Here is a 14,310-nt window from a genome sequence, read left to right on the forward strand (position 1 = left end):
AAATCCACTTACTCTCCTAGGCAGCTAACAGTTAACTAGATTGAAGAAGATCATATAGGACTAGACAGAGTCAATCTAGCCGCTTAGTATTGCCCGGCTATGAAAACCGCGAAAACCTCAATAAAACAAACAAATGGCATCTATACTAACTTACCGACCGGGTGGCAGCGCTACTTCAACGCATTGCTAGACAGAAACGTACCGGAGGCTGCCCGCCCATGGCTGGTGCGGCATGCTCAGGCGTTCATCGATGTTCTGCAGGCGGATGGCCGGGGGCTGAAAGCGGCCGAGCCGGATGACGTGACAAAGTTCCTGGAAGATGCGGGGCGAGCCGCGTTGCTTCGGGATTGGCAGTTTCGCCAGTGCGTGCAGGCACTGGAGATATTGCTGGTGGACGTGGGCGGCTTGCCTTGGGCTTCGGCCTTTGATTGGGGGTATTGGCGTGATGCGGCCAAAGCGTTGCCAAGCGATCACCCAACCGTCGCACGGCGGGGGAGCCGGCCAACAGCGGGGGAGCCAGAAGGGGCCACTAAGCCGGCCGAAGTATTCTCACCGCTGTTGAACCGGTTGGTGGAGGAGATCCGCGTTCGGCAGTATTCCATCCGCACCGAGCAGACTTATCGCCATTGGGTGGAACGTTTTCTTCGCCGGTTTCCGGATGCAACCCCGGCGACCCTCGGCACGGCCGAAGTGGAGGCGTTCCTTTCCGATTTGGCCGTGCGGCGCAATGTCAGCCCCAGTACGCAGAACCTGGCACTGACCTCGCTGGTGTTTTTCTTTCGGGAGGTGTTGGAACGGCCGCTGCCGGACATGGACTTCGCGCGGGCGAAGCGGGCGCGTCGCTTGCCGGTGGTGTTGAGCCGGGCGGAGGTGAAGGCGTTGCTGAACGCCATGGACGGCGTGTACGCGCTGATGGCGGGGCTGATGTACGGCACCGGCATGCGCCTGATGGAATGTGTGCGCCTGCGGGTGAAGGATGTGGACTTCGCCTACGGCACCATCACCGTGCGCGACGGCAAAGGCAACAAGGATCGTGTGGTTCCGTTGCCGCGTCGCTATGCCGGTTCGCTCAAAAGCCACCTGGGAAGGGTGCAGGCCACCCACATGGACGACCTGAAGGCCGGGTTCGGCCGAGTGTATTTGCCCCACGCGCTGGGCGTGAAATACCCCAATGCGGCGGCGGAATGGGCGTGGCAATACGTGTTCCCCTCGTCGCGTCTGTCCACCGACCCGCGCAGTGGCATGACCCGTCGCCACCACCTGCACGAAAACTCCCTGCAGCGGGCTATTAAAAAGGCCGCGACCGAAACGGGCATCCCCAAGCAGGTGAACTGCCACGCCCTGCGGCATTCCTTCGCCACGCACCTTTTGGAGGCGGGTTACGACATCCGCACAGTGCAGGAGCTGCTCGGCCATGCGGATGTATCCACCACCATGGTGTACACCCATGTACTCAACCGGCCGGGCTTGCCGCCGGTGATTAGCCCGGCGGATTTTGAGGAGTAGCAAACCGTTGCCGGATTCCTGCGGTGTGTCAGGTGGCCGCGATTGTTCCGTTTTTGCGTTTGTTGCTTCAGGCGGAGAACCCGGTGCGCCTCGCGTGGTCTCGCATGAGAGTGATGTGAGTGCGGTCACATCGGAGTTAAGCCCTGTGGTATAAACAAGCCTCTAAGGCCCGGTGTGGGGCTTCGTTTTCCCATCCACTGAATCATTCCTTATATAAGGAGTACAACATGCACCATGTGTTACGGATCGGCGTCATCGCGGCGGGGATACTGGCTGGCTGGCAGTTGGTTTGGGCTCACGGCGCGGACGACCCCGTGCATTACCGCGAAGGCGTTTTTGGCGTCACAGGTTGGCACTTTACCCACATGGCGGACATGGTTAAGGGCAAAACGCCCTATGATGCGGAGCTGTTTGCTCAAAAGGCATCGTGGGTGCATACGATGTCGGGAATGGTCGAGGAAGGTTTCCCAAAGGGTTCCTTTAAAAAGGGCAGTGATGCGAAGAAAGAAATCTGGGAGAACTGGGAAGACTTCCAATCGAAGTTGAGCGATTTCCAGAAAGAATCTGCCAGCCTGGCGGAGATCAGTCAGGGGAATGATTGGGACGCGATCAAAAAGCAGTTTATGGCGACGGCCAATACTTGTAAGGCTTGTCACGACGACTATCGAGAAGACTGATTCCCAATGCGGCGTATCCGCGTAGGTTATGGAAGGGCGTGTTAATCACGCCCTTTTTATTTCAAGGCGGGCGACCACACGAGATTCCGATCAGGGTAACGCGACCAGCGTTACGTTTGTGAGCTCCTTTTTACTGCCGATTCCCCCGTCTGCACCGATGGCGACCCCAATTTTCCCGGTCGCACTCTTATGAAGCCCTGATTGGGTGCAATGCGGCCCCGCAACGGGGCGAGGTGTGCGCGACGGTTCAAAAGCCTCACGAGTAGCCAATAGTAAGCAACTGAAATCCCAAACCGGATCAATATTGGCACATGGCTTGCTTACGCGCTTGAGGTGACCGAAGACCCGGAAGTTTCGGTTTCAACACCCGAGCGTTGCGGATGCGGTGCGTGCGAAGCCACTGGTGACGCGATGCTTTCGCAACGAGCAATCGGCAAGAACAAATCACGATGGAGCGACTGCATGAAAGTAACATTCGGCAGATTTTTCAATAATCTGGCCTGGGCTGGAATGGCCATGTTGGGCGTGCTGGCAGTGTCTGCCCATGCCGAAGACATTGGCTGGCCGGAGAAGGAAGAACTCAAATTCGGCTTTATTAAATTAACGGACATGGCCCCCTTGGCGGTCGCCTACGAAAAAGGTTTCTTCGAAGACGAAGGGCTCTACGTCACGCTGGAAGCACAAGCGAACTGGAAGGTTTTATTAGACCGGGTGATCGACGGCCAGTTGGACGGTGCCCACATGCTGGCCGGTCAGCCGTTGGCGGCCACGATCGGTTTCGGCACTGAAGCGCATGTGATCACCGCCTTTAGCATGGACCTGAACGGCAATGGCATTACCGTATCCAATGCCGTGTGGGAGGAAATGAAAAAGCATGTGCCGATGGAAGGTGGCAAACCCGTCCATCCCATTAAGGCCGATGCGCTCAAACCGGTGGTAGAGGCCTACCGGGCTGAAGGTAAGCCCTTTAACATGGGCATGGTTTTCCCTGTTTCCACCCACAACTACGAGCTTCGTTACTGGCTGGCCGCCGGCGGTTTGCACCCCGGTTACTACGCGCCGCATAAGGGCGATACCAGCGGTCAACTCCAAGCGGACGTGCTGCTTTCTGTGACCCCGCCACCGCAAATGCCGGCCACCCTGGAGGCGGGCACCATCTATGGCTATTGCGTGGGCGAGCCCTGGAACCAACAGGCGGTATTTAAAGGTATCGGTGTTCCGGTCATCACCGACTACGAAATTTGGAAAAACAATCCGGAGAAAGTCTTCGGCGTGACCAAGGGGTGGTCTGACAAATACCCCAACACCCATATCCGGGTGGTTAAAGCGATGATTCGCGCCGCAAACTGGTTGGACGAGAACAACAACGCCAACCGCCCTGAAGCGGTCAAAATCCTCTCCCGTCCCAACTACGTGGGTGCGGACTACGACGTGATCGCCAACAGCATGACCGGTACCTTCGAGTACGAGAAGGGCGACAAGCGGGAAGTTCCGGACTTCAATGTGTTCTTCCGCTATTTCGCCACCTACCCGTATTACTCCGATGCCATTTGGTACTTAACCCAGATGCGTCGTTGGGGGCAGATCGAAGACACCAAGCCGGACCAGTGGTACATGGATGTGGCGAAAAAGGTCTACCGGCCGGACATCTACGCCCAGGCGGCCAAGGCGCTGATCGCGGAAGGCAAGCTGAAAGCCGGCGATTTTCCGGATTTCGCAACGGAAGACGGTTTCCGCGCGCCACAAACCGAGTTCATCGACGGTATTACCTATGATGGTCGCAAGCCCAATGAATACCTTGATAAGTTTTCAATTGGACTAAAGGCCTCGGACAAACTCTGAGGAGGTGTAGCAATGCCAGCGATCACGTTACCGAATCGGTTGCAGCAAATTCGACTCCCATGGATCGGAAACGGGGATGCAGTCAGTTTTTCGGCGATAGTTCGCCAGGCTGGGCTACCTCTGATGGGAATGGTGTTGTTCCTGCTGGTGTGGCATTTCGCCGCCCAGCAGGTCAATACCTCACTGGGCCAGTTTCCCGGCCCGATGCAAGTGGTTGAGCAAGCACAGAATCTGTATCAGGAGCATCGGGCGGGAAGGGAGCGCGAGCTGGCGTTCTACGAACGCCAGGAAACGCGCATTCAAGCCAGGCTGGAACAACAGCCCGACTGGGAGCCGGTCCGGCGTTCTTACACGGGTTCGCCGACGTTTTTGGATCAAATCTACACCAGTCTGTTGACGGTTATGAGCGGCTTTGTGCTTGCCTCGTTGGTCGCGGTGCCCATGGGCATCGTGATCGGGTTGAGTACCGCGGTTTACTCCGCCGCCAATCCACTGGTTCAGGTGTTTAAACCGGTATCGCCATTGGCGTGGCTGCCATTGGTCACCATTGTCGTCAGCGCGCTTTATACCACCAGCGATCCGCTGGTGGCGAAGTCGTTCATTATTTCCATGATCACCGTGTCTTTGTGTTGTATCTGGCCGACGTTGATCAACACCGCGGTGGGTGTCAGCACCGTCAGCCAGGATCTGGTGAACGTCTCCAAGGTGCTTCGCCTGGGGTGGTTGACTCACGTTCGAAAGATCGTGTTGCCATCGGCCTTGCCCATGATCTTTACCGGTCTGCGCCTCTCGCTGGGGATTGCCTGGATGGTGTTGATCGCCGCCGAGATGCTCGCCCAAAACCCCGGATTAGGGAAATTCGTTTGGGACGAGTTTCAAAACGGAAGCTCCCAATCCCTAGGGCGTATCATGACCGCCGTGATTGTCATTGGCATCATCGGCTTTTTGCTCGACCGCACCATGTTGGGTCTGCAGCGTTGGCTGGTTTGGGATAAGCAATCCGCCCAACGTTAATTCCCCACCAATCTGAGATTCGACATGAATACACTACTTGAACTAACCCAAGTCGGGATGAAGTTCGACACGCCCCGCGGCTCCTTCGAGGCGCTGCGGGATGTCAACCTCAAAATCAAAGAGGGGGAATACGTCTCGCTTATCGGGCACTCCGGGTGCGGTAAGTCCACCGTATTGAATATCGTCGCGGGATTGCTCACGGCGACCTCCGGCGGTGTCATCGTCGACGGAAAAGAGGTGGACGCACCGGGCCCGGAACGGGCGGTGGTGTTTCAAAACCACTCATTGTTGCCTTGGCTGACGGCCTTCGAGAACGTGGAGCTGGCGGTCAAGCAGGTGTTCAGACGCCAGAAAACCAGAGCGGAAATCCGCGAATGGGTCGAACACAATCTGAACTTGGTCCACATGGGTCACGCCATGCACAAGCGGCCGGACGAAATTTCCGGCGGTATGAAACAGCGTGTGGGCATTGCCCGGGCCTTGGCCATGCAGCCGCGTGTGTTGCTCATGGACGAACCCTTCGGTGCCTTGGATGCCCTCACGCGTGCCCATTTGCAGGACTCGGTCATGGAAATCCATGCCCAGCTCGGTACCACAGTCATTATGATTACCCACGATGTGGACGAAGCCGTGCTGTTGTCCGACCGGATCGTCATGATGACCAACGGCCCATCCGCCACCATTGGCGAAATCCTCGACGTGAAACTGGAACGGCCGCGTGACCGGTTGGCGCTGGCCGAAGATGTCCAGTTCAACCACTGCCGCCAGCAGGTGCTGAAGTTCCTCTACGAGAAACAGCGGAAAATCCAACCGTTGTCCACGGCCCCCAAGAAATCGACCGATGAGAATGAAGTGACACGCAAGCACGCCTGATGCGTCTCGGACTTGCGTTGTGTGAGTCTACAGCGTTCGTTTGTTCTGAGCCTGCGGCGCGCTAACAATCAGCCCCCGCCGAGCCATGTGCTCGCGGGGGCTTACTCTTTTTGCCCGCTCACTTTCCCCGCGCGGGAGCACGGCCTCACGCCGGGTTAGTCGTTGTCGGGGAAACGATATGTCACCGCTTACAAACCCCGGTCAGCTCACGCCGGGCGTCTAGCCAGTCACCCCCAAGGCGCTTCAGGTTCCGGATGCATTTTGGCGTAGGCTACAGTATTGAGCGTGGCCCGTGTCTGGGTGCGGTCTTCACGGAGGAGTGGCAACCGCATTGTTCTGAGTGGCGGACCAGACGCTTGCAGAAGGAGTTGCGAATGGACCCGTTTTATTGGTTTGCGGTCTTTGTTGCCGCCAATGCCCTGATGGTCATCGCCTTGGCGTTGAATGTTTCTTCCTTGCGGATCCGGCTCAAGGTCGCCAACGGCGACGGCGGGCGGGTCGAGCTGAAGCGGGCGATTCGTGCCCATGCCAACGGCGTGGAGCACGTGACGATGTTCGGTTTGATTGTCTTGGCGCTGTCGTTGTTGGCGGCGCAAGACACATGGTTGGCGGCTCTGGTGGGTGCGTTTACCCTGGCGCGCATTCTGCACGCTGCGGGTATGCTGGCTTCACAGTTCAACCTGCGTCGCGTGGGTGCTTCAGTAACATACCTCGCGGAACTGGCAGGTGTGTTATTGCTACTTCGATACCTCGTCTGATCGGAGGTGAGCCGTGTGCGCTGGCGTTGGCGGCCAGCGCTGGCTTGTCAGTTGTCTTTTTTTTCCAGATCTTTGGCCAGGAGCTTGACGTTGCGCATATTGGCGCGCCAGCCGATATCGAACAGGTCGCCGACCACAGGCACCAGGCCGATCGCGAAGTCCGCCCCCAGGTTGCCTAACATCCGCCCGACAGTGCCTTTGCTGGCGCCGGCGCGCCAGGCTTGGCCGACGATGTAGAGCGAAACGATGGCGCCGATGGAGTCGCCGACACCCGGAATAAAACCGAGTATAGAGTCCAATCCCATCCGCCATCCGGTCAGCGGAATTCGGTAACGGCCGTCCATCAAATTCGCCAGGCGAACCAAGTGAGCCGGAACGGCTGCTGCCGAATCACTCACCGAGGCTTCCCGTCCGGCTCGACGTCGGTTGGTTTTCGCTTTTGTATCTCGAAACGACATGTCGCCCGCGGCCTTGGAGGTGTTCATCGTGTCACGATGATCCAAACGGCGTGGATGATGCCGGGTATGTAGCCCAGCAAAGTGAGTAAGATATTCAGCCAGAAATGCAGGCCGATGCCAACCTGCAGGAAAACTCCGACCGGTGGCAACAAAATGGCAATCAGTATTCGTAATACATCCATCTTTCCGTCACTGGCGATGTGTTTCATTGCACACTCCTTGGAGGGTAGAAAAAGCACTTAGCAAAGGATGGTTGGTCATTTCGCGCCATGGCAACTGCGCGATTTTTTGAGGCAATGCCCGAAGCGTTCCGGGTAAGGTCCGCAGCACGTCTTGATGGGGACACTCCATAGACCTGATTCCGGCCTCGATGTTCCGACGCGCATTGGCGGATAGGTTCATTGCCCTCCCACCGGAGCCCGAGAGAAGGCTTATTTCCCGGCTCCGCTAACGACCCCTCGGTCGCCGGAAGGTGCGAGCGTTACTCGCGTTCCCAAAACCTCAGATTACGGCAACTTTCGATGAACCGCTCGATGTTTTTCGAATCATCGATTTGGAAGAAGCCATCATCCATTTGCTGTGAAATCCCTGCGGCCTCGAACAGCGTTTTGGCGGCTTTGTTATAGGCAATGAATTTGCGGTGAGCCAGCGCATCGGTGACAAAATCACGCGCGGGCGGCTGGGCTGCCAGTTGTTTCGCGCCATCCTCCGACAGCAGCACGGCGACGGCATCGAACAACACCGAAGGTCCGCCTTCAACCTGCTCATCGGCAGGGTGGGCTTTGCCGTCGTTGCTTGTGATTCCCCCGATGGTCGGTGCGACCAACGCGAGTGTGGCACCTTCGCGCTCCAGCGCGGATTCAAGCGCTTTCAGGATTTTCGCATCGATGCCGTCCGAAACCAGGGCGCCCACTTTTCGACCGGCAAAGCTGTCCGGGCCATTTTTTAGAATACTCAAGGGCGGCGAGGGTGGTAAATCGGTGATCGGTTCCCGGGCGGCGTCGGCGGGCTTGGGCATTTCGGCAAGACCGAGTCCGGCGGCAACTCCTTTGGCCAGATCGTCATCGATATTGAGCAGGTGCGCCACCATTCTGGAGCGAATTCTCGGTGTGTTGACTTTACTCAACTCAAAAATCAACGCATCGCGAATGTGTTGGCGTTCAACCTCGGTCTGGCTGATGTAATACTGCCGGGCTTGGCTGTAATGATCGGCGAACAGTTCGGCCCGAACTTGCAGCTTGCAGCCCGACTCTTCCGCGGGATAGTGCACATAGCCGGCTTTGAGCGATTCGCGCGGCCCGCTGTCGGCATCCCAGGAATTGGGCTCATAATTCACCCGTCCCGTGGGATTGTGCATAGCCATATGTCCATCTTGTTGAAAATGGTGCATCGGACACTTGGGAGCGTTGATGGGCAAGTGGGTGAAGTTGGGGCTGCCCAAGCGTTTCAATTGGGTGTCCAGGTAAGAAAAATTGCGGCCTTGCAGTAGCGGGTCGTTGGTGAAATCGATTCCGGGCACCACGTTTTGGGTGCAAAAGGCGACCTGCTCGGTTTCGGCAAAGAAATTGTCCACGCAGCGATCCAAAACCATGCGCCCGACAATACGCACCGGCACGTCTTCTTCCGGAATCAGCTTGGTGGCATCCAAAACGTCAAATGGAAACTTGGCGGCTTGTTCCTCGTCGAAAACTTGCAAGCCCAGTTCCCATTCCGGGTAGTCGCCGGATTGGATGGCGTTCCACAAGTCCCGGCGGTGAAAGTCCGGATCGGCGCCGTTGATTTTCATCGCTTCGTTCCATACCACGGATTGGAGACCCTGCTTGGGTTTCCAGTGGAATTTAACGAACTGCGATTTTCCTTCGGCGGTGACCAATCGGAATGTGTGAACGCCGAAACCTTCCATGAAACGGAATGAACGGGGTATCGCACGATCCGACATGGTCCACATGAGCATATGCATGGACTCCGGGATGAGAGAGACAAAATCCCAGAAGTTGTCATGGGCTGTTTGGGCTTGCGGAAATCCGCGATCGGGCTCCTGCTTGGCGGCGTGAATCAGGTCGGGGAATTTGATCGCATCCTGGATGAAAAACACCGGGATGTTGTTGCCAACCAGATCCCAATTGCCTTCTTTGGTGTAGAACTTCACCGCGAAACCACGCACATCCCGCGCCAAATCCACCGAGCCCTTGTTGCCGGCAACGGTGGAAAAGCGAACGAAGACGGGTGTTTTCTCCTTCGGGCGTTGAAAAAGGTCGGCCGCTGTGATGTCGGCCAACGATTCGTAGTTTTCGAAATAGCCGTGGGCACCGTAGCCGCGAGCGTGCACCACGCGTTCGGGAACACGTTCGTGATCGAAATGAAACAGCTTCTCGCGGAAGTGAAAATCCTCGATCAGTGTCGGTCCGCGTCGACCGACGGTGAGGGTGTTTTGATCGTCCGCGATGGGGACGCCCTGCTGGGTGGTTAATGTGGGTTGGTTATCGCTCGCGGTTTGGTGGGTGGCTCCGCCGGGCCCGAACTCAACGGTTTGATCGCCGAAGGTGGCGGGGCGGCGTTGCGTAGATTCCTGGGTTGGGTTCTTTCCGCTTTGACGCTTGCTCATGGCAACCTCCTCGTGTTCAACCAGACTGTACGATTATCATCGTGACACGTTGAGCTCCCGAGCTTCTATCGCTTAGATGTGAATCGTTTCTACACGATAATCGGTTGCTGGCCCGTCTCAGTGGCTTGGCACACGAAATTCATGAACAGCAATAAGTTGAGCGATTCGTGATGCCGGAGGGTTTTGCGCACGTCAGCCGGAGGTGCGGCATTGTCTGCGCTGGGGGTGACGCTCGCAGCAACGAGCGTGTATGGCGGGGGCATGACCTGGGCGGTTAGTTCGGCTGTTCGATTATCCTCCCGCGAGAAATGGTATAGAGGCCGGAAAGCGAATAATAGGGCATCGTTAACTGGTTAGTTCAGCTTTCGGTCTAATCGGGCGCGCGATGTCATCGGCCGCAGTCCGAGCAAGGCCTGCTGCAATGCGACCTTGTTGTGTCACGTGATTGCAAAGTGACGATGTTATAACGTAGCATTTTCGTGTTCTCGAACCGTTCTGCCCAACAGCCATCTGCTGAAATTAGGACCCGCTTTTAGATGAAACCCCGCGTTCCCCTTCATCCCCTGTGGCGAGTGCTGATTGCGGCGTGTTTCGTTTTGATGCAGGCGGCTGTTTCGGCGCACGAGGTGGAAGGGGCCTTGGCGGCCGATGATCATATCGCGTGCGATATCTGCCTCATTGCCGGCAGTCTTGGGCAAGGCGATGCGGCAAACAGTCAACCCCCGCTTTTCGATGCCGGCGCTTGTGTTCCGTTGGAACGACCCAACGCGCCCGCACCCCGTGCGTATTCCAACCCCATCCGCGCTCGCGGACCCCCTTTCCCGAACTGATATCACCCTTGAGCCGCGGCCGAGTTTCTCCGCCGCAACCGATGGATATTTTTTGGGAACTCACCATGCATACGTTCACGTGCAGGGCCATCTGTGGGATGGCTTTGATGTTGTCTTTTGTCGCGCATGCAGAAGAAGCATCGCAAACCGATCAACTGAAACAGGAAATCGAGCAGCTGCGTGTCGATTACGAGCAGCGACTCCAGGATCTGGAGCAGCGTTTGGAAGCCGCCGAGCAAGCACCTGTTGAGAGCTCAAACGAGCTTGAGCGCAGCGCGGCTGCGTCCCGCTCGACCTTGGGCACTGTCAGTTCCGGCTCGGCGTTTAATCCGCAAATGTCGCTGATACTCGACGGCAATTATTACCACGACAATGCCGAGAACAACGGCGCCGAAACCCTGGCCGAGGCCTTTGTTGCCGGTCGAGGCCATGGCCACGATGACCACGACGGTGGGCACATGCACGGGGGCGCGGAAAACGGCTTCAACCTGCGGGAGGCCGAGCTGTGGCTGAGCGCCACGGTAGACCCTTACTTCGATGCCCAAGCCACGTTGGCTATCGAGGAAGGCGGCGAGGTGGAACTGGAAGAAGCGTTTCTGGAAACACGTTTTTTGCCGGCGGGTTTTAAGATCAAGGCGGGTAAGTTCTTTAGCGATATCGGCTACGTGAATCGTCAACATCCGCACGAATGGGATTTCGTCGATCAAAACCTGGCCTACCAAAATCTGCTGGGCGGCAATTTGACCGATACCGGCATACAGCTCACCTGGTTGCCCGATTGGCCGGTCTATTCCCTGTTCGGCATCGAAGCATTTCAGGGCGATCAGGCGCAATTCGGCGCCCTGGTTGAAGACGAAGAGGAACGGGAAGAGCTGAGCCTCGCCGACGAGGACGACGGGCCGCGTTTGTTTACGGGCTTTGTCAAAATCGCGCCGGATCTGGGTTATTCCCACGCGCTTCAGCTCGGCTTATCGGTTGCCCACGCCCGCCAATCCCAACTGATTGGCGAAATTGACGAGGAAGAAGCAGGCCTTGAGGGCGACGAGACCCTGTGGGGTTTCGATGCGGTTTACAAATATGATTCGCCCGCATCGTATGGTGCAGGGGATTTTGTGGTGCAAGGTGAGTACCTCTTTAGCCATAAGGATCTGGACGTGACCGCGTTCGACCCCAACCCGAGTCTGGTGGGCGGCCAGCGGGAGTTCGAAACCGATGGCGCCTACCTGCAAGGCTGGTACGGCATTGCGCCGCGCTGGCAACTGGGCTTGCGATACGATGTTTTGGGCATCACCAACGAGGTCAGCGGTGCCGGCGGGGCGGAAAACTTCGACTCGTCCGATCGTTGGACCGTGGGCCTGACCTATCGGCCCAGCGAGTTCTCGCTGCTTCGGCTACAGGCTGCCACCGCGGATGTGGTCACGGGAGAAGACGGCGATAGCGAAAGCTTCGACTACCTCTACTTGCAGTACATCGTGAGCCTGGGCGCCCACGGTGCGCATAAATTCTAGGGGGCGAAGACCATGCGTATCGTAAAACTGCTCGCAGTGTTTTATGTGCTTGTGGCGTGCTTGCCCATTCCCGGCTATGCCCAAGGCACGCTGAATGTGGTGGCCACCAGCTCCAGCACGGGGATGTTGGTCCGTGAAATCGCCGGGGAGCACGCGGCGTTGACGATTCTGGCGCCGCCGGATCGGGATCTTCACACCATTCAGGCCAGACCGAGTATGATTCGTGCTCTGCGTGGGGCCGATTTGCTCTTGGCCACCGGGGCGGATCTGGAGGTGGGTTGGCTACCGGTGGCGATCCGCCAGTCGGCCAACCCCAAAATTTTGCCGGGCAAACCGGGCTACTTCGAGTCGGCGGCGCAAGTGGAGTTGTTGGAAAAGAACCGCCCGGCCGATCGAAGCCTGGGAGATGTGCATCCGGTGGGTAACCCCCACATTTCCATGGACCCCATACGCATGGCACGCGTCGCGGTGGCGCTGGCAGAGCGCTTGGCGGAGTTGCACCCTGCCGCTGCGGAGACATTTCTCACCCGGGCCAAGGCTTTCCAGGCACGTGCCGAGCGCCGTGTGGCCGCCTGGCAACAGCAACTTCAAGGCGACGAGGGTGTGGTGACGTACCACAAAGACGTGATTTATCTTTTGGATCGCCTCGAGGTCCCGCTGCTGGGCACCATCGAAAGCACGCCAGGCGTGCCCCCCACGGCGATGGAAATTCGAACCCTAACCGGCGAGCTCAAAGGCCGAACCGGGGTGGTTCTCGCGACCACGTATCAGCCCGCGGGTCCGAGCAAAATGGTGGCCCGCGAGCTGGGTTGGTCTGTAAAGAGACTGCCGCTGGAGCCCCCTTTGAAAGCGGATGGTGAAGCCTACCTGGGGCATTTGGACCAGTGGGTTGCGGCGATTACCCAGGCGGGATCGTGAGAAAAACCCTGTTAGAGGTCCATGAGCTGGTGGCCGGCTACGAAAAACCCGTGGTCGGCCCCTTGTCCTTTTCGCTAAGCGAAGGGGAAGTGGTGGGCCTGTTTGGGGGCAACGGCTGTGGCAAGTCCACGCTGTTCCGCGCGATAGCCCAAACCGACGCACGCATATTCTCCGGCCGGCTCATCAAGGCCCCTGGGCTGCGTGTGAGCTGGCAAACCCAGCAGCCGGTGCGCCTGGACGAAATGCCCCTGAACGGTTGGGATTACCTCCGCTATGCGGCCGCCGGTACGCCGCCGCCGCCCAGGCTGAAGACTTGGCTGAACCGGCGGGTGGATGCCTTAAGCGGCGGGGAGTTTCAGTTGCTCGCGGTGTGGGCCATTTTGGCTGGCGAGGCCGATTTGGTGCTGCTGGACGAACCCACCAATAACATGGACCCAAAAGGCCAGATGGCCCTGACCGAAATCATCCAGGCCCAAAGGGGGCAGCGCGCCATCTTGCTGATCAGCCATGAGCGGGATTTTCTAAGCCAAACCTGCGACCGAATACTCGAGGTGGGCCAGTGAGCCTTGAGGTGTTGTTGGACCCGTTGTTTCGGGTGCCGTTTGTGGTGGGCCTGATCGTGGCGCTGGTTCTGCCGCTGCTGGGCGTGTTGCTAAGGCTGCGGGACGAGTGGCTGGCGGCACTGGGCTTTGCCCATTTGGCCGGGGCCAGCGGATTGATTGGCCTCGCCGCCGGGGTGCCGGTGGTTTTCGGCGGAATCATCGGCGCGGTTCTCGGGGCGGGTATCAAAAGCTTCGGGCGCCATCGCGGCAACACCGTGTTTGCCCTGATGCTGTTGATCGGCTGGGCCGTAACCCTGCTGGTGGCCGCCAACACCGCCTTGGGCGACGCCGTGGGCCATGCACTCATCGACGGCCAGCTCTATTTCGCGGGCCGCGTGCACTTGTACGGTTCGTTGGCATTTTTGGCCTTAAGTGCCCTGCTATTGCCGTGGATCGCACCCCGTTTGGTGCGGGCCCGCTTGTTTCCGGGCCACGAAGCGGCCAATCAACTGCCGGCCTGGCGTTGGCACCTGAGTTTCGACGTGATGGTGGCGCTGGCCATGGCCCTCGGTACGGGTACCGTAGGCTTGATGGGGGCGTTTGCCCTGGTGTTCATCCCGCCGTGGATTGGTTTCCGGTTTGCATCCCACTGGCATGCCTGCCTGCGCCTGAGTGTACTGGCCGGCGTAGCAGGCTATTTGGCCGCGTTCATCATCGCCCTGATGCTGGACCAACCCTTCGGCCCCGTCCTGGTCATGGTGCTGGTGGTTATGGCCGCG

14 protein-coding genes are annotated in these 14,310 nt (G+C 58.2%); 11 read left to right on the forward strand and 3 right to left on the reverse strand.

Features of this window, described 5'->3' with window-relative positions:
- The first annotated feature begins 99 nt into the window (after positions 1–99).
- The 6 genes from SVU69_13085 (at position 100) to SVU69_13110 (ending at position 6,670) form a co-directional block, all read left to right on the forward strand.
- Complete coding sequence (locus SVU69_13085; GenBank protein MDY6943931.1) at positions 100–1,506, forward strand: integron integrase; 1,407 nt, start codon at positions 100–102, stop codon at positions 1,504–1,506.
- Between the two features lie 236 nt (positions 1,507–1,742).
- A complete protein-coding gene (locus tag SVU69_13090; protein ID MDY6943932.1) occupies positions 1,743–2,183 on the forward strand; it encodes a cytochrome c in 441 nt (146 codons plus the stop codon).
- A gap of 510 nt (positions 2,184–2,693) precedes the next feature.
- Positions 2,694–4,025 (forward strand): CmpA/NrtA family ABC transporter substrate-binding protein, encoded by a 1,332-nt coding sequence (locus tag SVU69_13095; GenBank protein MDY6943933.1) that lies wholly within the window; start codon positions 2,694–2,696, stop codon positions 4,023–4,025.
- 12 nt (positions 4,026–4,037) lie between these two features.
- Positions 4,038–5,039 carry an ABC transporter permease gene (locus SVU69_13100; GenBank protein ID MDY6943934.1) on the forward strand — a complete coding sequence of 334 codons (1,002 nt, stop codon included), beginning with the start codon at positions 4,038–4,040 and terminating at the stop codon, positions 5,037–5,039.
- Positions 5,040–5,063: 24 nt separating this feature from the next.
- Complete coding sequence (locus SVU69_13105; GenBank protein MDY6943935.1) at positions 5,064–5,912, forward strand: ABC transporter ATP-binding protein; 849 nt, start codon at positions 5,064–5,066, stop codon at positions 5,910–5,912.
- A 374-nt stretch (positions 5,913–6,286) separates the two neighbouring features.
- Positions 6,287–6,670: an MAPEG family protein gene (locus SVU69_13110; protein MDY6943936.1), complete on the forward strand. Its 384-nt coding sequence runs from the start codon at positions 6,287–6,289 to the stop codon at positions 6,668–6,670.
- 47 nt (positions 6,671–6,717) lie between these two features.
- Here the strand turns inward: SVU69_13110 and SVU69_13115 are convergent, their stop codons facing one another.
- The 3 genes from SVU69_13115 to SVU69_13125 all read right to left on the reverse strand — a co-directional run bounded on the left by SVU69_13115 (position 6,718) and on the right by SVU69_13125 (position 9,733).
- Positions 6,718–7,155: a DUF4112 domain-containing protein gene (locus tag SVU69_13115; protein ID MDY6943937.1), complete on the reverse strand. Its 438-nt coding sequence runs from the start codon at positions 7,153–7,155 to the stop codon at positions 6,718–6,720.
- Positions 7,152–7,310, reverse strand: a complete 159-nt coding sequence (locus SVU69_13120) for a YqaE/Pmp3 family membrane protein (GenBank protein ID MDY6943938.1) — start codon at positions 7,308–7,310, stop codon at positions 7,152–7,154. The genes SVU69_13115 and SVU69_13120 overlap by 4 nt, the downstream gene beginning before the upstream one ends.
- Before the next feature lie 299 nt (positions 7,311–7,609).
- A complete protein-coding gene (locus tag SVU69_13125) occupies positions 7,610–9,733 on the reverse strand; it encodes a catalase (GenBank protein MDY6943939.1) in 2,124 nt (707 codons plus the stop codon).
- Positions 9,734–10,269: 536 nt separating this feature from the next.
- On the opposite strand from SVU69_13125, the gene SVU69_13130 reads away from it, so the two are divergent.
- The 5 genes from SVU69_13130 to SVU69_13150 all read left to right on the forward strand — a co-directional run.
- Positions 10,270–10,563 carry a hypothetical protein gene (locus SVU69_13130; protein ID MDY6943940.1) on the forward strand — a complete coding sequence of 98 codons (294 nt, stop codon included), beginning with the start codon at positions 10,270–10,272 and terminating at the stop codon, positions 10,561–10,563.
- 107 nt (positions 10,564–10,670) lie between these two features.
- Positions 10,671–12,071, forward strand: a complete 1,401-nt coding sequence (locus SVU69_13135; protein MDY6943941.1) for a porin — start codon at positions 10,671–10,673, stop codon at positions 12,069–12,071.
- Between the two features lie 12 nt (positions 12,072–12,083).
- Positions 12,084–12,989 (forward strand): zinc ABC transporter substrate-binding protein, encoded by a 906-nt coding sequence (locus SVU69_13140; GenBank protein MDY6943942.1) that lies wholly within the window; start codon positions 12,084–12,086, stop codon positions 12,987–12,989.
- Positions 12,986–13,552 (forward strand): ATP-binding cassette domain-containing protein, encoded by a 567-nt coding sequence (locus tag SVU69_13145; protein ID MDY6943943.1) that lies wholly within the window; start codon positions 12,986–12,988, stop codon positions 13,550–13,552. Before SVU69_13140 ends, SVU69_13145 begins: the two co-directional genes overlap by 4 nt.
- On the forward strand, positions 13,549–14,310 hold a 762-nt coding region (locus SVU69_13150), incomplete at its 3' end, for a metal ABC transporter permease (GenBank protein MDY6943944.1). The genes SVU69_13145 and SVU69_13150, both read left to right, overlap by 4 nt.

The sequence above is a fragment of the Pseudomonadota bacterium genome (assembly GCA_034189865.1).
Taxonomy (GTDB): Bacteria; Pseudomonadota; Gammaproteobacteria; order UBA5335; family UBA5335; genus JAXHTV01.